The organism is Roseomonas acroporae (assembly GCF_023223525.1).
GTDB classification, from domain to species: domain Bacteria; phylum Pseudomonadota; class Alphaproteobacteria; order Acetobacterales; family Acetobacteraceae; genus Roseomonas_E; species Roseomonas_E acroporae.
This window is the reverse complement of the sequence record NZ_JALPRX010000004.1, coordinates 1-20096: the sequence shown is the minus strand read 5'-3', so window position 1 is coordinate 20096 and position 20096 is coordinate 1. Positions and strand designations below refer to the sequence as shown.

17 protein-coding genes are annotated in these 20096 nt (G+C 75.2%); 9 read left to right on the top strand and 8 right to left on the bottom strand.

The genetic code is table 11. From position 1 onward, the window contains the following. Positions 1-149 precede the first annotated feature (149 nt). Positions 150-569: a hypothetical protein gene (locus M0638_RS01050; protein ID WP_248665096.1), complete on the bottom strand. Its 420-nt coding sequence runs from the start codon at positions 567-569 to the stop codon at positions 150-152. 457 nt (positions 570-1026) lie between these two features. On the opposite strand from M0638_RS01050, the gene pqqC reads away from it, so the two are divergent. The 7 genes from pqqC (at position 1027) to M0638_RS01015 (ending at position 9539) form a co-directional block, all read left to right on the top strand. Beyond that, positions 1027-1761: a pyrroloquinoline-quinone synthase PqqC gene (gene pqqC / locus M0638_RS01045; protein ID WP_248665095.1), complete on the top strand. Its 735-nt coding sequence runs from the start codon at positions 1027-1029 to the stop codon at positions 1759-1761. Next, a complete protein-coding gene (pqqD, locus tag M0638_RS29045) occupies positions 1758-2411 on the top strand; it encodes a pyrroloquinoline quinone biosynthesis peptide chaperone PqqD (protein WP_248665094.1) in 654 nt (217 codons plus the stop codon). Before pqqC ends, pqqD begins: the two co-directional genes overlap by 4 nt. Positions 2412-2647: 236 nt before the next feature. Next, entirely contained in the window at positions 2648-3865 is a 1218-nt protein-coding gene (locus tag M0638_RS01035; RefSeq protein ID WP_248665093.1) for a PQQ-dependent sugar dehydrogenase, read from the top strand. Positions 3866-3891: 26 nt separating this feature from the next. Beyond that, entirely contained in the window at positions 3892-4488 is a 597-nt protein-coding gene (locus tag M0638_RS01030; protein WP_248665092.1) for a c-type cytochrome, read from the top strand. Between the two features lie 284 nt (positions 4489-4772). Continuing rightward, complete coding sequence (locus M0638_RS01025; RefSeq protein ID WP_248665091.1) at positions 4773-6680, top strand: bifunctional sugar phosphate isomerase/epimerase/4-hydroxyphenylpyruvate dioxygenase family protein; 1908 nt, start codon at positions 4773-4775, stop codon at positions 6678-6680. A gap of 4 nt (positions 6681-6684) precedes the next feature. Next, complete coding sequence (locus M0638_RS01020; protein WP_248665090.1) at positions 6685-8109, top strand: NAD(P)/FAD-dependent oxidoreductase; 1425 nt, start codon at positions 6685-6687, stop codon at positions 8107-8109. A 50-nt stretch (positions 8110-8159) separates the two neighbouring features. Continuing rightward, entirely contained in the window at positions 8160-9539 is a 1380-nt protein-coding gene (locus M0638_RS01015; RefSeq protein ID WP_248665089.1) for a class-II fumarase/aspartase family protein, read from the top strand. A 209-nt stretch (positions 9540-9748) separates the two neighbouring features. On the opposite strand, the gene M0638_RS01010 is transcribed toward M0638_RS01015, so the two are convergent. Beyond that, positions 9749-10501 (bottom strand): FkbM family methyltransferase, encoded by a 753-nt coding sequence (locus M0638_RS01010; protein ID WP_248665088.1) that lies wholly within the window; start codon positions 10499-10501, stop codon positions 9749-9751. 408 nt (positions 10502-10909) lie between these two features. On the opposite strand from M0638_RS01010, the gene M0638_RS01005 reads away from it, so the two are divergent. Both M0638_RS01005 and M0638_RS01000 read left to right on the top strand, forming a co-directional pair. Then, positions 10910-11590 carry a response regulator transcription factor gene (locus tag M0638_RS01005; protein ID WP_248665087.1) on the top strand — a complete coding sequence of 227 codons (681 nt, stop codon included), beginning with the start codon at positions 10910-10912 and terminating at the stop codon, positions 11588-11590. Then, positions 11587-13068, top strand: a complete 1482-nt coding sequence (locus M0638_RS01000; RefSeq protein ID WP_248665086.1) for a sensor histidine kinase — start codon at positions 11587-11589, stop codon at positions 13066-13068. Before M0638_RS01005 ends, M0638_RS01000 begins: the two co-directional genes overlap by 4 nt. Positions 13069-13138: 70 nt before the next feature. Here the strand turns inward: M0638_RS01000 and M0638_RS00995 are convergent, their stop codons facing one another. The 6 genes from M0638_RS00995 to M0638_RS00965 form a co-directional block, all read right to left on the bottom strand. Further along, positions 13139-13507, bottom strand: coding sequence for a glycine zipper domain-containing protein (locus M0638_RS00995; RefSeq protein ID WP_248665085.1), 369 nt, complete (start codon positions 13505-13507; stop codon positions 13139-13141). A 154-nt stretch (positions 13508-13661) separates the two neighbouring features. After that, complete coding sequence (locus M0638_RS00990) at positions 13662-15536, bottom strand: PAS domain S-box protein (RefSeq protein WP_248665084.1); 1875 nt, start codon at positions 15534-15536, stop codon at positions 13662-13664. Next, positions 15533-16039 carry a response regulator gene (locus M0638_RS00985; RefSeq protein ID WP_248665083.1) on the bottom strand — a complete coding sequence of 169 codons (507 nt, stop codon included), beginning with the start codon at positions 16037-16039 and terminating at the stop codon, positions 15533-15535. Before M0638_RS00985 ends, M0638_RS00990 begins: the two co-directional genes overlap by 4 nt. 2 nt (positions 16040-16041) lie before the next feature. Then, complete coding sequence (locus tag M0638_RS28670) at positions 16042-18732, bottom strand: ATP-binding protein (protein ID WP_345892966.1); 2691 nt, start codon at positions 18730-18732, stop codon at positions 16042-16044. Then, the gene (locus M0638_RS00970; RefSeq protein WP_248665082.1) at positions 18729-19457 is read right to left on the bottom strand and encodes a biliverdin-producing heme oxygenase; all 729 of its coding nucleotides are present in this window, start codon (positions 19455-19457) and stop codon (positions 18729-18731) included. The genes M0638_RS28670 and M0638_RS00970 overlap by 4 nt, the downstream gene beginning before the upstream one ends. A 230-nt stretch (positions 19458-19687) precedes the next feature. After that, positions 19688-19936, bottom strand: coding sequence for an acyl carrier protein (locus M0638_RS00965; protein ID WP_248665081.1), 249 nt, complete (start codon positions 19934-19936; stop codon positions 19688-19690). Positions 19937-20096: the final 160 nt, after the last annotated feature.

Genomic DNA, 20096 nt, shown 5'->3' with positions numbered 1-20096 from the left:
TGCCTGCCACCGGTCAGCCGGGCTGGAGCCGTTCCGGCTCGGCATGGTCGGGCCGGAACGGCCCCGACCGCTGGATAACGGCCCATGCAGGTCCCGACCTGCGCGGGCCAACCCCGCGCGCGGGGTTGGCGGGGCGGCCGCGCGCCGCTCTACCTCACATAGTAGCCCGGCGGCGGCGGGGGCGCATAATAGACGGGCGGCGGCGGCGCATAGTACGGCGGCGGTGCGACGTAGACCGGACGCGGCGCGTAGTACACCGGCGGCGGGGGCGGCGCGGCCAGGGCGCTGCCGATCAGCGCCCCCGCGCCGAGGCCGAGCAGGGTGCCGGCGACGACGCCGCCCGGCCCAGGCCCATGCCAGCCGGGACCACGCCAACCGGGACCGCCCCAGCCGGGACCGCCCCAGCCGGGACCGCCCCAGCCGGGACCGCGCCCACCCCAGCCTGGACCACCCCAGCCCGGACCGCCGGGCCCATGCGGGCGCCATTGCGCCTGGGCGGCGGGCGCCGCCGCCAGAAGGCCCAGCGCCAGCATCGGTGCGGCGAGCAGGAGACGCTTGCGGGAGGTCATGGTCCACCTCGTTGCTGCGGGTGACGCGGAGCGCCACCGTTCCCTTCGAGATAGTCGGCGACCATGGCGCCTTCGAGGCATCGGCATGCCGGGATCACGGCATCGCGTTCCCGCCGCGCCCGACTTCGGGGGGCGATGGCCCCGGTTGACGGGCCCGGCCCGGTGCGTCGGAATGCCGGCGGCATCCGGCCCGAGGCCCACGCCCCGGCAGGACGGAGGAGGAAACACCCATGCCAGCGGCCGCCCCGCGACGTCCGGCGTCGCCGCGCCCCGCGCCCGCGCCGTGCCGGCCTTCACCCCTGCCTCCGCCATGCGCCGCCGCCCGCCGATCGTCCGGCCGGGCGGCTCCCGCCGGGCCGATGCGCGCGTGGCGCGCCGCGCCGCGTCCCCGCGGCCATGGTCCGGCGCACGCGGCCGTCCATGCCGGCGACGGGACGCGCGGGCCGGGAGACGGCCGATGAGCGACGCGGCGGCGCTCCTCGCCCCCGAGGAATTGGAGGCGCGCCTGCGCGCGATCGGGGCCGAGCGCTACCACAGCCTGCACCCGTTCCACCGCCTCCTGCACGACGGGAAGCTGAGCCGGGGCCAGGTGCAGGCCTGGGCGCTGAACCGCTACTACTACCAGGCGCGCATCCCCGCGAAGGACGCGACGCTGCTCGCGCGCCTGCCGACGCCGGCGCTGCGCCGGGAGTGGCGCCGCCGGCTCGTGGACCATGACGGCGATGGCGGGCGGCCGGGCGGCGTCGAACGCTGGCTGGCGCTCACCGACGGGCTCGGGCTGGACCGCGGCTACGTCACCTCGCTCGCCGGGCTGCTGCCGGCGACCCGCTTCGCGGTCGATGCCTATGTGGACTTCGTGCGCGACCGCTCCGTGCTGGAGGCGGTCGCCTCCTCGCTGACCGAGATGTTCTCGCCCGCCATCATCTCCGAGCGGGTCAGCGGCATGCTGCGCGGCTACCCGTTCGTGGACGCGGCGACGCTCGCCTACTTCACGCCGCGCCTGACCCAGGCCCCGCAGGACGTGGCCTTCGCGCTGGACTACGTGAAGGCGGAGGCGCGCACGCGCGCGGCGCAGGAGTCGGTGCTGGCCGCGCTGCGCTTCAAGTGCGACCTGCTCTGGGCACAGCTCGACGCGCTGCACCACGCCTATGTCGTGCCGGGAGCGCCGCCGCCCGGCGCCTTCCGGCCGTGACCCGCCGGGACGACGCCCCGCCGCCGGGTGCCACGCCGGAAGCCCCGCGCGCCGAGACGCCGGTCGGTCCGCGCGCCGAGACGCCGGTCGGTCCGCGCGCCGAGGCATCGGTCGATCCGCGCGCCGAGGCGTCGGTTGATTTGCGCGCCGAGGCGTCGGTTGATTGGCGCGCCGAGGCGTCGGTTGATTGGCGCGCCGAGGCGTCGGTTGATTGGCGCGCCGAGGCGTCGGTTGATTGGCGCGCCGAGGCGTCGGTTGATTGGCGCGCCGAGGCGTCGGTTGATTTGCGCGCCGAGGCGGCGGTTGATTTGCGCGCCGAGGCGTCGGTTGATTTGCGCGCCGAGGCGCGACGCATCGACGGCACCTCGCGGCCGGCCCTCGCGCGCGGCATGCGGCTGCGGGAGGACCGGGCGCGCGGGCGGCAGGTGGTCGTCGGGCCGGAGCGGCTGTTCGTGCCGGACGACACCGCGCTCGCCATCCTGTCGCTGCTCGACGGCGAGCGCAGCGTCGACGCGGTGGTGGATACGCTCGCGGCGCGCTACGCGGCGCCGCGCGCGGTGATCGCGGCGGATGTCGTGGCGCTGCTGCAGGACCTGCTGGATCGCGGCGTGCTGGCGACCGACGGCCCCGGCCGGCCTGCGCCCCCCTGATCCGGGGGCGCCCGACCGGGCCCGCGCCGCGCGGCGGACCTCACCGCTCCGTCGTTTTCCATCCGGCGCGAATTCGCTCTAGCCTACCCGTCGCGCGGGCGCGCCGCCGGCGCCGGGAACGACGTGCACGGGGAAGGCCCGGGAGGATTCCCGGCGCCTCCGAACGGGCGCGGCGCCCCGCGAGACTCCCCGGGGAAACACCCGGGGAGGCGTGCAAGAAGACGGAGGAGAACGCCATGGCACGACGCCGAACCGGAGGGCCGCTCGCGCTCGCCCTGCTCGCCCTGCCGATGCTGCACGGCCTTGCCGCGGCGCAGCAGCCGGCGCCGGCGGCGCCCGCCTGGCAGCAGGGCCGGCCCAGCGGCATGGCCGCCTCGCCGCTCGCGCCCAACGCGCCGCGCCTGACCGTGACGCCGCCCGACCGCATTCCCGTCGCGCAGATCCGCGTGCCGGACGGCTTCCGGGTGGAGGTCTGGGCCTCCGGCATGCCCGGCGCGCGGATGATGGCGCTGAGCGAGAATGGCACGCTGTTCGTCGGCACCCGCACCATCGGCCGCGTCTATGCCGTGACACAGCAGGACGGCCAGCGCCGGGTGCGCACGCTGCTGCAGGGGCTGACCGAGCCGAACGGCGTCGCGGTGCGCGACGGCGCGCTCTACGTCGCCGCGATCAACCGCGTGCTGCGCTACGACAACATCGACCGCAGCCTCGACGAGCCGAAGCCGGTGGAGCTGACCGGCAACTTCAACCTGCCGACCGACGCGCACCACGGCTGGAAATTCCTGCGCTTCGGGCCGGACGGCAAGCTGTACCTGCAGGTGGGCGCCAACTGCAACATCTGCCGGGTGGACGATCGCCACGCCACGATCGAGCGCTACAACCCGGACGGTTCCGGGCGCGAGGTGGTGGCCCACGGGGTGCGCAACAGCGTCGGCTTCGACTTCCACCCGGTGACGGGCGAGCTGTGGTTCACCAACAACGGCCGCGACTGGGCCGGCGACAACACGCCCGAGGACACGCTCGGCCACGTGCGCCGCGTCGGCGAGCATTTCGGCTTCCCCTGGTGCCACATGGGCACGATGCAGGACCCCGAGGTCACGGGCCGGCAGTGCTCGGAGTTCTCGCAGCCGGCCCTGCGCCTCGGCCCGCACACGGCGGCGCTGGGGATGCGCTTCTACACCGGCGGCATGTTCCCGGCCGAGTACCGCAACCGCATCTTCATCGCGCGCCACGGCTCCTGGAACCGCACGCAGCGCAGCGGCTACGACGTGGTGATGGTCTCCTTCGACGCGAACGGGCAGCCGCGCATGGAGCCCTTCATGACCGGCCTGCTGGACGGCGCGAACAACCAGTTCCTCGGCCGCCCGACCGACGTGCAGCAGCTTCCCGACGGCTCCCTGCTCGTCTCCGATGAGCAGAACGGCGCCATCTACCGCATCGCCTACGGGCGCTGAGGGTGCGTCGCCCACGGACGCGGAACGTGCGTCATCTCGCGGCCGCGCTGCCGCTGGCGCTGGCGGCGCTCGCGGGCGCCGCCCTGCCGGCCCGGGCGGGCGATGCGTCGCGCGGCGCGGCGCTGGCCGAGCCCTGTGCCGCCTGCCACGGGCCGCGCGGGCGCTCGGCCATGGAGAACGTCCCCTCCCTGGCCGGGCAGCCGGAGACCTACCTGACGCTCCAGCTCATCCTGTTCCGCGAGAAGCTGCGCGACGTCGAGCCGATGAGCACGCTGGTGCGCGAGTTGACCGACGCGCAGGTGGAGGACATCGCGGCCTACTATGCCGGCCTGCCGCCGGGCTTCCCGCCGGGGCAGATGCCGCCGCCCGGCGCCGCGCTGCTGGCGCGGGCGAGGCCGCTGGCGGAGGCGGCGCACTGCAACGTCTGCCACCTGCCGAGCTATGCCGGGCGCGACAACGTGCCCCGGCTGGCGGGCCAGCGGGAGGACTACCTGCGGCACGCGCTGCAGGGCTACCGCGACGGCAGCCGCACCGGGGCGGACACGCAGATGAACGGGATCGCGGCGGCGCTGTCGGCGGAGGACATCGCGGCGCTGGCGCATTTCCTGGCCCGGCGCAACTGAGCGGGCGACCCCGGGCAGGCGGCCCCTGACGGGCGGGGCGGCCGGGCCGGCGGCCCCGCCCGCCGGTCGGCGGGGCGGGATTTAGGGCCTCGCGCATTCGGCCGTCGCGACCGATAAACGGCCGGAGGTCGGCAGGGCCGCCCGGGCGCCGGCGCCATCCGCCGGGGCCGGAGGGAGCCCGGCGGCACCCGACGAATTCCGGCCGAAGACCGAGGTAAGCCATGCCAGCCGACGACCCGTCCAGCCCGCCTGCCCCCTTGGCCGCCCCCTTGGCCGCCGCCCCCTTGGCCAAGGCCATCGCGACCGTCTGCCTCTCCGGCAACCTGCCGGACAAGCTGGAGGCCGCCGCCTCGGCCGGCTTCGACGGGGTGGAGATCTTCGAGAGCGACCTGCTGAGCTACAGCGGCTCCCCGGCGCAGGTGCGGCGGATGTGCGAGGATCTCGGCCTCGCCGTCACCATCTACCAGCCCTTCCGCGACTTCGAGGCGATGCCGGACGCGCTGCGGGCCCGCAACCTCGACCGCGCCGAGCGCAAGTTCGACGTGATGCAGGCGCTCGGCACCGACCTCGTGCTGGTCTGCTCCAACGTCCAGGCCGCCGCGATCGACGATCCCGCGCGCGCCGCCGCCGACCTGCGCGAGATGGCCGAGCGCGCGGCGAGGCGCGGGCTGCGCATCGGCTACGAGGCGCTGGCCTGGGGCCGGCACGTCAACCGCTGGCGGCAGGCCTGGGACATCGTGCAGCGGGCGGACCACACGGCGCTCGGCCTGATCGTGGACAGCTTCCACACCCTCTCGGTGCGCGACGACCCGGCCGGCATCGCCGAGGTGCCGGGCGGGCGCATCTTCTTCGTCCAGCTCGCCGACGCGCCGCGCCTCGACATGGACGTGCTGAACTGGAGCCGCCACTACCGCAACTTCCCCGGCCAGGGCGACCTGCCGGTGGCGGAATTCACCCGCGCCGTGCTGGCGAGCGGCTACGGCGGCCCGCTCTCGCTCGAGATCTTCAACGACGAATTCCGCGCCGCCCCCGCGCGCCGGACCGCGCGCGACGGGCTGCGCTCGCTGGTGCTGGTGGAATCCGAGGCCGGCGCCGCCACCCTGCCGCCGCCGCCGCGGCTGGACGGCTTCGAGTTCCTGGAATTCGCCGTGGACCACACCACGCGCGGCCTGCTGGCCGACTTCCTCGGCACGCTGGGCTTTCGCCTCGCCGGGCGGCACCGCTCGAAGGAGGTGGAGCTGTACCGGCAGGGCCGCATCAACCTCGTGCTGAACAGCGAGCCGGACGGCGCGGCCGCCGAGCACTTCGAGATGCACGGCCCCTCGGTCTTCGCCATGGGCCTGCGGGTGGACGACGCGGCCGCGACGCTGCAGCGCGCCCGCGCCCTGCTCTGCGCCACCTGGCAGGAGCGGCTCGGCCCCGGCGAGCGGCCGATCCCGGCGGTGCGGGCGCCGAACGGCACGCTGGTCTACCTCGTGCAGTCAGAGCCGGGCCGGCGCAGCATCTGGGAGGACGATTTCGAGCTGCTGCCGCCCTTCTCCGCCCTCGGGACCGGGGAGCCGGCCAACAGCGACGCGGAGCCCGAGCTGTTCGCGATCGACCACGTGGCGCAGGCCCTCGCGCCGGGCCAGATGGACGGCTTCGTGCTGTTCTACCGCGCCGTGTTCGGGCTGGAGCCGGAGCCGTTGCAGGAATTGCCCGACCCGCAGGGGCTGGTGCGCTCCCGTGCCATGGTCAGCCGCGAGGGCAGCGTGCGACTGCCGCTGAACGTCTCGGAAAGCCGGCAGACCGCGACGGGGCGCTTCATCTCGGCCATCGCCGGCGCGGGCGTGCACCACATCGCCTTCCGCGGCGCCGACGCGGCGCATGCGGCACGCGAGGCCGCCGCGCGCGGCGCGCCGATGCTGGCCATCCCCGAGAACTACTACGACGACGTCGCCGCCCGCTTCGGGCTGGACGACGCGACGCTGGCGGCGCTGCAGGCCGCGGGTCTACTCTACGACCGCGACGCCTCGGGCGGCGAGTTCCGGCACGCCTACACCGGCGCCTTCGAGGAACGCTTCTTCTTCGAGATCGTCGAGCGCGACGGCGGCTACCGCCAGTTCGGCGCCGCCAATGCCGGGGTGCGCATGGCGGCGCAGGCGCGGCGGCAGGCCCGGCACGGCCAGGGCCTCGGCGCAGAGGAGCTCTGATCCGATGGCGGCAGGCGACACCTCCGGGGACACCCAGACAGCGAACGCCGCCGCCTCCCCCACCCCCGCGCCACGCCCGGGGCCGACGCCGGACCGCACGACCCTGGCCGGGCTGCACCGCATCGTGATCGTCGGCGGCGGCGCCGCCGGGCTGGAGCTGGCGACCCGGCTCGGCGACACGCTGGGCGACAAGGGGGGCCGCAAGCGGCACGCCACGGTGACGCTGGTGGACCGCGCCCGCGGCCATCTGTGGAAGCCGCTGCTGCACGAGGTGGCCGCCGGCAGCATGGACGTGGACGAGCACGAGCTGGACTACCTCGCCCAGGCGCACTGGCACCATTTCCGCTACCGCTACGGCGAGATGATCGGCCTCGACCGCGCCCGGCGCGAGGTGCTGCTCGCCGCCACCCATGACGACGAGGGCCGCGAGATCACGCCGCCCCGCAGCGTCGGCTACGACACGCTGGTGATCGCCGTCGGCAGCACCACCAACGATTTCGGCACCCCCGGCGTGCGCGAGCACGCCATCGCGCTGGAGACCACCGCCCAGGCCGCGCGCTTCAACCGCCGGCTGGTGAATGCCTGCCTGCGCGCCCACACCCAGGCCGGGCCGGTGCGGCCGGCGCAGCTCCATGTCGTCATCATCGGCGCCGGCGCCACCGGCACGGAGCTGGCGGCCGAGCTGCACCGCACCGCCCGCGCCGTCGTCGCCTTCGGCATGGACCGGGTGGACGCGGAGCGCGACATCCGCATCACCCTGGTCGAGGCGGCGCCGCGCGTGCTGCCCGGCCTGCCCGAGCGGATCTCGGCTTCCGTGACGAAGCTGCTGCAGGACCTCGGCGTCGCCGTGCTGACCGGGGCGCGGGTGAGCGCGGTGCAGGCGGACGGGGTACGGTTCGCCGATGGCCGCTTCATCGAGTCCGAGCTGGTGGTCTGGGCCGCCGGCGTGAAGGGCCCGGACGTACTGCGCGACCTGGACGGGCTGGAGGTCAGCCGCAGCACCCAGCTCGTCGTCACGCCCACGCTCCAGACCACGCGCGACCCGAGCATCTTCGCCATCGGCGACTGCGCCTTCTGCCCGCGCGAGGGGCACGAGGCGCCGGTGCCGCCGCGCGCCCAGGCCGCGCACCAGCAGGCCAGCCACCTGCTGAAGCAGATCCCGCGCCGGATGCGCGGCCAGCCGCTGAAGCCCTTCACCTATCGCGACTTCGGCTCGCTGGTCTCGCTCGGCGAGTACTCCACCGTCGGCAGCCTGATGGGCTTCGTGGCCGGGCGCAGCATGCTGGTCGAGGGGCTGTTCGCGCGGCTGATGTACCGCTCGCTCTACAAGATGCACGAGCGCGCGCTGCATGGCTGGACCAAGACCGCGCTCGGCTCGCTGGCACGCCTGATCACGCGGCGGACGGAGCCGCGGGTGAAGCTGCACTGAGCGGCACGCCCACGGCCCGGCACGGCAGCAACAACGAGAAGCACGGCACCATGACCTTCTTTCCGCCCGACTCCACCCTGCTCGGCCCGCTCTTCACGACCGAGGCGATGGCCGGGGTGTTCTCCGACCGTGCCCGCCTCGCCACCATGCTCGCCATGGAGGCGGCGCTGGCGCGGGCCGAGGCGGAGAGCGGCCTCGTGCCGGGCACGCTGGCCGGGGCGGTCGCCGCCGTGGACACGGACACGCTCGACCTGCCGGCGCTCGGCGCGAAGACCGCCCTTTCCGGCGTGCCGACCATTCCCTTCCTCAAGGCGGTGGAGGCGCGCCTGCCGCCCGACCTCGCCGGCGGCTTCCATCGCGGCGCCACCACCCAGGACGTGGCCGACACCGCCCTCGCGCTCCAGATGCGCGACGCCTTCGCCCTGCTCGCGGCCGAGCTCGGCCCCACCCTCGACGGGCTCTGCCGGCTGGCCGAGGCGCACCGCGCGACACCCTGCGTCGGCCGCACCTACGGCCAGCACGGCGCGCCGATCAGCTTCGGCTTCAAGGCGGCGGTCTGGGCCGCCGGCATCGGCGAGGCGGCCGCCGCCCTGCCGGGGCTGCGCGAACGCGTGCTGACCGCCTCGCTGGCCGGGCCGGTCGGCACGCTGGCGGCGCTGGGCGAGAAGGGGCCGGCGGTCTCGGCAGCCTTCGCGCGGGCACTCGGCCTCGGCGTGGCGCCGATCGCCTGGCATGCGCGGCGCGCGCGGATGGTCGAGGCGGGCGCCTGGCTCGCCACGCTGATCGGCGCCCTGGCCAAGATGGCGACCGACATCGCCAACCTCGCCTCCACCGAGGTCGCGGAGGTGGCCGAGCCCTACGTGCCGGGGCGCGGCGGCTCCTCGGCCATGCCGCACAAGCGCAACCCGGTCTCCTGCACCGTGATCCTGGCGGCGCAGGCGGCGGCGCCGGGCCATGTCGGCACGCTGCTCAACGCCATGGCGGCGGCGCATGAGCGGCCGGTCGGGCTGTGGCAGGCGGAATGGCTGGCCCTGCCGCCGCTGTTCGGCCTCGCCGCCGGCGCGCTGCGCGAGGCGCGGGCGCTGGCCGAGGGGCTGGAGGTCCATCCGGACCGCATGCTGGCCAATCTCGACGCGACGCGCGGCCTGCTCTTCGCCGACGCGGTGGCCGGGCGGCTGGCGAAGCATCTCGGGCGCGAGAAGGCGCACGCGCTGGTGGAGCACGCGGCAGGCGCGGTGCGCGACAGCGGCCGCTCCCTGCGCGAGGTGCTGGCCGAGGACCCGTCCCTGGCCGACCCGGCGCTGCGCGCGGCGCTGGACTCCGCCTTCGATCTCGGCCCGGCCGTCGCCGCGGCGGCGCTCTGGGCGGATCGGGGCGTGGCGGCGGCGCGGCAGGCCGCGGCGGCGCTGGCGGACGAGGCCCCCGGCTGAACGGCCGGCGCGGGGCCGCTCCGCGCGACCTGCCGCCCGACGGCACCGGCACGCGCGTCCAGGCGGGCAGCAGCCGCCCGCCGTGCCCGCCTGCCGCGCCCGTTCAGGGAGGTGCCTCCGGCCTGGCCCGCCCGTCGAGCGGCAGCGCCATCAGGATCTCGTCCACGAAGGCGTCGCCGACCCGGAGCGTCCCGGGCATCGGCGGGCGATCAGACGGGCACGCAGTAGAGCTGGGCATGCGTCAGCCCGGCGAGCCAGACGGGGTCCGGCGAGCGGCCGACATCCATCGCCCGCGTGAAGTCGTCCACCCAGAGGTAGTAGCCGAACTCGTCGAGGATCCGCAGGATCCCGGCGACGGTCTGCCGGCGATCCCGGAAGAGGAAATTGTGCAGCTCCAGCATCAGGTAGGGCCGGGCGGACAGGATGCGCCGGGCGCCGCGCAGCGCGTGCAGCTCGTGCCCCTCGACGTCGATCTTCAGGAAGTGCACCGGCATGGCGGGGTCGACGTCGTCGTCGAGCCGCACGATCTCGATCCGCCCCGTCTCCTCGAGCTCCGCGGCCGCGCCGAGCACGACGATGTTGCCGTGGTTCTCGTTGATCGGCACGAAGGCCGGCTCGCTGCCGATGCCGCGCGGATGCACCACGATGTTCGTCCGGCCGTTCAGCGCCGCGTTGCGCGCGATCAGCGCCGCGTTGCGCGGCAGCGCCTCCCACGCGTGCACCGTGCCGGCGGGGCCGGTGCAGAGGGAGAAGAGCAGCGTCATCAGCCCCTGATGCGCCCCGCAGTCGAGCACGTTGAAGCCGGGGCGGATGGTGTCGATGCACCATTGCCGCTCGCGCTGCCACTGGTCGGGCTCCACGTCGTACCACTCCCTGGCCACGGGGTCCTTGATGTGCATGTCGAAGCGGTACGGCCCGACATGCCTTTCCCGGGCGACGTAGGGGGAGAAGCTCTCCGGCATTTCCGCACTCCTGATCCCGGCCGGGCACCGACCCCGTGCAGCCCGGGCGCGGCCCGGGCGCGTCACCTTGGGCACAGCCTCCGGGCACGACGGTAACGCGACTGTATCAAGCAGACCACAGTGAACCGCAGTCCGGTCGGGACTGCGGTTCGCTGTCGCTCGTCGTTCTCGGCGCGGATTCACGCCGCCGGGCGTGCCCGCCCGCCGGCGATCCGCTCCAACCCGGCGGACATCGGCGCCGTCTCGGAAAAAGCGCCGGACGGCGGCGATGACGATGAGCGGCTCCCGACGCATGGCGGCCCGCCGTGCGGCGGGGGCTGAAGGGCTTCAGTGCCGGCGCGGCGGCTTCCGAACGAAGAAGGCGGTGGGCCGGCGGGCGGCGCCGGACCGTGGAGCGACGGGGACGCGATGCGCATCCTGGTGATCGAGGACGAGCCGGCGATGGCCGACCAGCTCCGGCAGGGACTGGGCGAGATGGGCCACGCGGTGGAAGTCGCGCCCGACGGGCGCCAGGGGCTGCACCGCGCGGTGACGGAGCCCTACGACATCATCGTCACCGACCGCATGCTGCCGGGCCCCGACGGGCTGACCATCCTGCGGGTGCTGCGCAGCGCCGGCATCGCGACGCCGGTGCTGGTGCTGACCGCGCTGGGCGAGGTGGAGTCGCGGGTCGAGGGGCTGGACGCCGGCGCCGACGACTACCTGACCAAGCCCTTCGTGTTCGAGGAGCTGCGCGCCCGGCTCCAGGCCCTGGCGCGCCGCCCCGCCGGCGGGGCCGAGACGCATCTGCGCGTCGCCGACGTGGAGATGGACCTGCTCAGGCGCGTGGTGCGGCGCGGCGGCCGGGTGGTCGAGCTGCTGCCGACCGAGAAGCGGCTGCTCGAATACATGCTGCGCCATCCGGGGCAGGTGCTGACCCGCACCATGCTGCTGGAGCAGGTGTGGGAGTTCAATTTCGATCCCAACACCAACATCGTGGACGTGCATGTGAGCCGGCTGCGCCGCAAGCTCGACGCGGGCCGGGAGGGTCCCTCCACGCTGATCCGCACGGTGCGCGGCGTCGGCTACGCCATCGGAACCGCCGGTTGAGCGGCGGCGCGCCGCCCCCGATGGACGGAACGTCGCCCCGGCGCCCCCCGGCCGACCCGCCCTCGCCGGCCGGCACGGAGCCAGCCGCGCCGGGCGCCGGCGGCCGCGCATCGCCCCTGCTGCCGCGCAGCTTCGCGCTGCGCGTGGCCCTCGCCTCGGCGGCGGCGGTGTTCCTAGTCTGCCTGCTCGGCTTCGGCCTCGCCACCCTGCGCGCCCAGATCCGCCTCGAATCCAGGCTGCGCGACCATGCCGACAGCAGCCTCCAGCAGGAGCTGGCCAGCTACATGCCGCCCACGCTCAAGCAGGCGCTGGGCCAGGCCGAGCTGGTGGACGAGGTGGCGCGCCACAACGTCAACCCCAAGCTGCTGTTCCGCGCGGCGCTCTGGACGGCGGAGGGCGCGCTCCTGCTGGGCCCGCTGCCCGGCGCCGCCACCGGCTTCACCGACTGCCGCAGCCTGCTGCCTGCCGGGGGGCCGCCGCTGCGCGCCTGCGGCCTCGCCTTCCCCGCCATCGAGGGCCGGCCGCGCCCCCTGATCCTGGTGGCGGCGATGGAGGTGACGCGGATCGAGGACGATCCGCTCTGGCCGCTCACCCTGCTGCTGCTCGGCCTCGCCGCGGCGCCGGCGGCGGCCGGGGTCGGCTTCGCCTACAGCCGCCGCCTGGAGCGGCGCCTCGCCGCGGTGACCGGCGAGGCGCGCGCGGTGATGGCGGGCGACCTCGCCCGACGCCTGCCCCTGCAGGGAACGGGCGACGAGATCGACCGGCTGGTCGGCACCGTCAACGTCATGCTGGCGCGGATCGAGGCGCTGGTGCGCGACCTGCGGGAGGTGACCGACAACATCGCGCACGACCTGCGCAGCCCGCTGGCGCGGACGCGGCAGATGCTGGAGGCCGCGTTGCGGCGCGCGCGCGACCCGGAGGCCGATTCGGCGACCCTCGCCCGGGCGGTGGCGGAAACCGACGCGGTGCTCGCCACCTTCGCGGCGCTGCTGCGCATCGCACGGGTCGAGGCGGGGCTGCGGCAGGCGCCGCCGCGCGCGGTGGCGCTGTCGGCGCTCGTCGGCTTCCTCGGGGAGACCTACGAGGCGGTGGCGGAGGAACGGGACCGGGTGCTGGCGCTCGACGTCGCCCCCGGCATCACGGTGCCGGGCGATACCGCGCTGCTGCGCGAGGCGGTGACCAACCTGCTGGAGAACGCGCTGCTGCATGGCGGGCGGCGCCTGTGCCTCTCGCTGTCGCGGGACGCCGCCGGCGGCGCGGTGCTGGCGATGCGAGACGACGGCCCCGGCATCCCGGCCGGGGAGCGCGCGAAGGTGCTGCAACGCTTCTACCGGCTGGACCGCAGCCGGAACACGCCGGGCACCGGGCTCGGGCTGGCGCTGGTGGCGGCGACGGCGCGGCTGCACGGCGCGTCGCTGACGCTGGGCGATGCCGGGCCGGGCCTCGTCGTGACCCTGCGCTTCCCGGCGGCCGGCTGAAGGCGCGGCCGGCCGGGTTGCGGGGCGTTCAGGCTCCGGCCGAAACCGAGCGCTTCGGCCGGGAACCGCGTCAGTCGCGCCGCATGGTGCAGGCCGCGAGATAGGCGGCGAGGACGCCGGCCGCGGCGGCGATGCCGATGGCCAGGAAGGGCCGCTCCCGCACCACCCGCACCGCCCGGTCGGCCCCGTCGGAGGCGTAATGACGGGCCTCGCGGCCGTAGCTGCTGATCGTGTCCGCGGCGTCGTCGAGCGCGGGGCGGACGCGGTCGCGCATCAGGAACTCGACCTGCTTGCGCAGGCGCGCCAGCTCGGAGCGGGCATCGGAGGAAAGCTCCCGCGAGCGGCGCGCGGCATGGTCGGAAACGTCGTCGGCGACCTCGCGCCAGTCGGTGCCGCGGATGCGGCGGGCGGCGTCGTTGATGGTGTCGGCGAGGGACATGCGCTCTCTCTCCTGCAGGCTGCGGTTCCCGTGCGTCGGCACGGCCTGCCATCCCAACGTGGTGCCACCGCACGGGTTGCGTCCGGGGACAGGTGACGTGGGGAAGGCACGACGGCGCCCCGGCCCCGTCGCCGGTCCCCCGGCCGCGGGCCGCTCAGCCGGCGAGGCGGTGGATCTCGTCCTCGCCCTCCTGCCCTCCGGCGGACGACGATGGCAGGGAGCGCGCGTCGAAGCCGCCCCCCTCGGCGAGCGGCGCGTCGATGCTGCATCGCACGCCCTCCAGCGCGAATTCGGTGCGCACCGCCCCGCCGAGGTCGCGCGCGAGGCCGCGCTCGATCAGGCGGGAGCCGAAGCCGCGCCGGCGTGGCGGCTGCACCGGCGGGCCGCCGGACTCGATCCAGCGCAGCCTCAGATGGGTCTGCCCGCCCTCGCGCCGCAGCGTCCAGACGATCCGCACCTGCCCCTCGGCCGCCGACAGGGCGCCGTACTTGGCGGCGTTGGTGGCGAGTTCGTGGAAGGCCATGGCGAGGGCCAGGGCGATGCGCGGCGGCAGCACCAGCTCCGGCCCCTCGACCTGCAGCCGCTCGGCGCCCACCCCCATGTGGCGATAGGGATCGAGGGCCTGGGCGATGACGTCGTGCAGGCGGGCCCCCTCCCAGTTCTCCCGCGTCAGCACGTCGTGGGCACGGGCGAGGGCCATCAGGCGCTGCTCGAAATCCTCGCGTGCCTGGGTGGTGGACTCGGCGTTGCGCAGGGTCTGGGCAGCCACCGACTGCACCGTGGCCAGGGTGTTCTTGACCCGGTGGTTCAGCTCGTTGATCAGCAGCCGGAGCTGCTGCTCGCTGCGCTTGCGGTCGGTGATGTCCATGATCACGCCGAGCAGCCGGACGCAGCGCCCGCCCTCGAAGGTGCCGTGGCCCTTGGAGGCGAGCCAGCGCTCGCGCCCGTCGGCGGCGTCCAGGACGCGGAATTCCTCGTCGAAGCTGCCCTTCCCCGCCTCGATCGACTGCTTCACCGCCGCGTCCACCCGCGCCCGGTCGTCCGGGTGCAGCCCGGCCAGGAAGGTGGTGTCGTAGTCGACCGGCGCCGCGGCCGGCACGCCGAACAGCGCCCGGCAGCGCGCATCCCAGGTCAGGCTGCCGGAGACGAGATCGTAGTCCCACGTGCCCAGCCCGGCCGCCCGTAGGGCAAGGCGGGAGGTGGCCTCGGCGGCGCGCAGCGCGGCGGCGGCGCGGCGGCGCTCGGTCAGGTCCTGGACGATGGCGAGGGCGTATTGCGGCGTGCCCTCGCCGCCGGTCAGGGAGAGCAGCGTCTCGGCCCAGACCGGCCTGCCATCGGCGCGCAGGTAGCGCTTCTCGATCCGCCGCGACGATCCGCTGGCCGCCAGCCCGGCCAGGGCGGCCTCGGTCGCGGCGCGATCGTCGGGATGGGTGATCGAGGTCTTGGGCTGGCCGATCAGCGATTCCGGCGTCCGGCCCAGCATCGCGGCGAAATGCTCGTTGACGAGGACGATGCGGCCGTCGCGGTCGAATTGCATGATGCCGACCGGCGCCTGCGCGATCAGCGTGTCGAGCCGCGCGCGGCTCTCGCGCAGCGCCGCCTCGGCGGCCAGGCGCTCGCGCCGCTCGCGCCGCTCGGCCACCGCGCGGCCGACCGCGACGGGCAGGCGGGTCAGGCGCTGCTTGACCACGTAGTCGGTGGCGCCGTTGCGCATCGCGTCGATCGCGGTCTCCTCGCCCAGCGTGCCGGAGAGGAACACGAAGGGGACGTCCGGCGCCTCGCGGCGGGCGATGTCGAGCGCCGTGAGGCCGTCGAAGGTCGGCAGGCGGTGATCGGCCAGGATCAGGTCGAAGCCGCCGCGCGCCAGGGTGTCGACGAAGGCCTCGCGCGTCTCGACGCGCTCGATCTTCGGGTGCATGCCGGCACGCGCGAGCGCGGCGGCCGCCAGCTCCGCGTCGAGCGGGCTGTCCTCGAGATGCAGGATGCGGCAGGCGCGTAACCCTGGGTCCGGGGCCTCGGCGCCGCTCACCGCCCCATGCCTTCCGCGCCGTCCGGGGCATCCCGCTCGTCGGGGCGCGGGCGCAGCGGCGCCTCGTTCACCGCGGTCCAGAACACGCCCAGGTCGCGGATCACCTCGAAGAACTCCTGGTAGCCGACCGGCTTGACCACGAACGCGTTGACGCCGAGGTCGTAGGAAAGGACCAGGTCCTCCTCCTCGCGCGAGGAGGTCAGCATCACGACGGGGATGTTGCGGATGGCCGGATCGCGCTTGATCCGCTCCAGCACCTCCAGCCCGTCCACGCGCGGCAGCTTGAGGTCGAGCAGCACCACGGCCGGGATCTCGGCCGGCTGGCCGCCGGTCGCGCCCCCGGGCGCGCCGCCGGGCAGCAGGTATTCCAGCGCCTCGACCCCGTCGCGCGCCACCACCACCGGGTTCGCGACCCGGCCACGGGCCAGGGCGGCCAGCGTCAGCTCCACGTCGTTGGGGCTGTCCTCGACCAACAGGATCGGCCGGATGGGGGCAGACGTCATCCTCACTCCGTCGACGCCCTGCCGGAGCGCGCCGCCTCGTCGCGGGAGGTCGGCTGCGGCCCCTGATCGGAAGCCGGCATGGCTTCCGCCTCGGGCGGCACCCTATCATGTGGGGCGGCGCGTGGCAGGGTGAAGAAGAAGGAGGCGCCGAGGCCGAGCTGCCCCTCGGCCCAGACCCGGCCGCCATGCCGCTCCACGATGCGGCGGACATTGGCGAGGCCGATGCCGATGCCCTCGAAGTCCTCCGCCCGATGCAGCCGCTGGAACACGCCGAACAGCTTGTGGGCGAAGGCCATGTCGAAGCCGGTGCCGTTGTCGCGGACCGAGAAGACGAACTCCTCGTCGGTCGCCTGGCAGCCGACCTGGATGACCGCCGGCTCGCGGCCGCGCGTGTACTTGACGGCGTTGGAGACCAGGTTCTCCAGCACCAGGCGCAGCATCACGGGGTCCCCCGCGACCACGGGCAGCTCGCCGATCCGCCACTCGATCCGGCGCTGCGCGATGTCGGGCGGCTGGGTCCGCAGCACGTCCCGCAGCACCGCCGCGGTGTCGACCGGGACCTGGGCGAAGCGCGAGCGGCCCATGCGGGAGAAGTTGAGCAGCGCGTCGATCAGCGCGCCCGCCGTCTGGGCGCTCTCGATAATGGTGGCCACGAAGCGCCGGCCCGTGGGCGACAGCGTCTGCGCCTCCAGCTCGCGCAGCAGCTCAGAGTAGCCGACGATGTGCCGGAACGGCGCGCGCAGGTCGTGCGAGACGGAATAGGAGAAGGCCGCCAGCTCCTTGTTCGAGCGCTCGAGCTGGGTGGTCAGCTCCGCCATCTCCTCGGCCTGGCGCAGCACGATGCTGATCACCGCCGAGCGCAGGTCGCGCGCCGCGTCGATCTCCGCCGCGCTCCAGGCCGCCGCCTGCAGCCGCACCGTCTCCTGCCAGGCGGCGAAGGAGTGGCGCGGCCCCAGGGGCGCGCCAACGGCCGCGCCTCCCGCGCCCGCCCCGCCGGCCGCCGTGCCGCCCGAGCCCATGGCACCCCGGCCCGCAGCATCCTGGCCCGCAGCATCCTGGCCCGCAGCATCCTGGCCCGCAGCATCCCAATCAACGTCATGCCGGGCCGCGTCATCCCGCCCCGCCGTGCCCGCGGGCGGGGCGTCGGCGGGCGGCTGCACCGGCTTGCGCGGGTCGCCGCCCCAGGTGACGGTGGTGACCAGCTCCGGGCGGAACCAGAGCACGAAGTTCGGACGCAGCTCCGAGATGCGGATGGCGAGCAGGCCGGCCGCCCTCTCCGCGAGGCTCGCCGCCTCGGGCATGACCTGCGCGAGCGAGGCGGTCTCGAACTGCTCGACCCCGCGCTGCTCCAGCATCGCCGCGATCCGCCGCACCGCCGGCTCGGCCGGGGTGCGCCCGATCAGCGTGCAGTGCCCCTCGAACAGCACCGCCGCGCCGGCGGCGCCGGTCAGCCCGCACAGCGTGTCGGGCTCGGTCACGAGGCCCTCGATGAAGCGGCCGGCCGCCGCCATGTGCGCCAGCAGCCGCCCCTCCAGCCCCTTCAGCCGGGCACGCTCGCGCGCGTAGAGCGTCTCCTCCCAGGCGGCGGCGCGTACCGCCAGCATCTGGGCGATCAGGTCGCATGCCTCGCGCGCGGCGAAGGGCACGCGGCGCGGCGCGGCATGGTGGCAGGAGACCAGCCCCCAGAGCGTGCCGTTGCGCAGCAGCGACACCGACATCGAGGCCGGCGTGCCCATGTTGCGCATGTAGGCGCGGTGCACCGGCGAGACGCTGCGCAGCACCGAGAAGGACAGGTCGGGCAGCGCGGGGTCGGTGGCTGCCGCGGCCGCCGCGCCGCCCGCCGGTCCGGGATCGCCGGGCCCCGCCGGGAAGCGGGCGCGCAGGGCCGGCGCGGCCAGGATCGGCACCTCGACGTAGTCGGCGTCGGCGATCAGCCGCTGGCGGTTCAGCGTGTAGAGATGCCTTGCCTGGGCCGGGATGTCGGAGGCGGGGAAGCGCAGGCCGAGATAGGCGGGCAGGCGGTCGTTGCGGTCCTCCGCCACCACCGTGCCGTCCCAGTCCGGGCCGAAGCGGTAGATCAGCACGCGGTCGAAGCCGGTGATCCGGCGCACCTCGGCAGCGGCCGCGGCGGTCAGCGCCTCGATGCCGTCGGCGCGGCCGAGCCGGTCGAAGGCGTCGCGGATCAGCGGGTAGAGCCCCTCCAGCGTCTCGTGGTTGAAGCGCGGCGCCTCGCCGTCGACGGCGCCCGCCTCCAGCTCCAGGATGGCGTAGCCGTCCGGCGAGCGGTGGCCGATGGCCTGGAACAGCCGGCCGCCGGCGCGGCACGGGCCGAGCTGCACCGTGCCGCGCTCCGGCAGGTGCCGCAGCGCGTCGCGCAGCGCCGGCATCGGCTCGCCGCGGAACACGGCCTCGAAGGGCCGGCCGAAGGCGTCGTCGAGCGGTTCCCCCAGCAGCGGGCCGGCGGCGGCGTCGGCATGGGTCAGGCGCAGATCCTCTCCCGCGAAGGCGAGGAGATGACCGTGCGGCTGGATGCTGCCGGGACGGTGGATCGGCTCGCGGTCGCAGGCGGTCAGGTCGATGCCGTCCGCCCGCCCGGCGGCGGGCGGCAGCGCGGCGTCGGCGAGATCCGCCGCCGCCGCGGCATCCGACCGGGCGCCCGCCGGCGATGCACCCTGCCCCGGCCGGTCGGTCACGGCTGCGTGGCCGGCGGGCGGCGGGAGGGAAGGAGGCAGGCGGCGAAGCGGGCGAAGACGGCGCGCGCGGCCGGGCAGAGCGCCGCCTCCTCGCCGGGCGACAGCGGCGCCGCCTCCAGCCGGGCGAGGAAGCCGCGCCACATCGCGCCGCGCCGGGCGCCATGGGGATCCAGGAAGCGCAGCGCCGGCGGCGGGACGCCGACCTCGCGCAGCCGGCGCGCCAGCACGGCCCCTCCCAGGGTCGCGCCCTCCAGCACGTAGAGGCCGGCGAGCACCGCGCCGCGTCCCGCCGGCACCGGCAGCACGGCCGGCGGCACCGGCGCGTCGCCGAGCCGGGCGAGGGCCGACCGCCCCAGCGGCGCGCGGCGGCGCGCCGGCCAGTCGGGCAGCAGGGCGGCGGCGCCGGCCAAGTCCAGGGCCGCCTCCAGACCCTGCTGCAACGGCAGCACGGCCAGGAGGTAGCGGCGATAGCCCATGGCGTCGTCGAAGTAGCCGGCGCCGGTCAGGGCGGCGTCGAGCGCCGCGTGGAGCTCGGCGGTGCCGTGCCGCAGGCGGTCGCGGCGCCCGCGGCCGGACGGGGTCCCGCACGCTCCGGCCCCGCACGCTCCGGCCCCGCACGCTCCGGCATCGACCGCCGCGCCGGCTGCCGGGCTGGGGGCCGCGCCCACGGTGCCGGTCACGGCCTCATGCGCCGATCTGGCCTCGTCGGCGGCGATGTGGTGCATCGGGGGTTCCAGCACACGGAGCGGCGGGACGAACGGGGGAACGGCCCGGCGGCCGCCTCGCCTCCGGAATTGGGCACCGGCCCCGATCCGCCCGGATCGCCGGCAACGCCCGGCTTTGCCGCAGACCACTCCCTGCCACGAATCACGGGCCCTGACGGAATCGCAATGCGGTGATGGGCGGCCGCCCCGACGGGCGCGCCCGGTGCCCGGACGGGGGCCGGGGAAGCGGTTCAGGCCTCGCCGCCGCCGGTGCGGACCTCGATCCAGCTCGCGACCTCGCCGATGGTATGGAGATCGTGCCAGGCGTCGTCCGGGATCTCGGTCTCGAAGGCCTGCTCCAGCGCCATCTGCAGGGAGATCGCGTCCAGGCTGTCGCCGTACAGGTCGTCGACGATCCGGGTCTCCGGCGCGACCCGGGCTGCTTCGACCCCGAGCTGGGCCGAGACGATGTTGGCCACGAGGGCTATGGCCTCCGACATGGCGAGCCTACCTCCACTCCGTTCCTGCTCCGTCCCGGGCTGGCGGTTCCGGGTCGTTGCCGCGGCCCCGATGGGCAGCCTGCACCGGCCGCGACGGCGATGGCAACGATCCCCGGCGGGCCTCGGTTGCCTCGCGGGACGGGCGCGCCCGTCCCGCGGG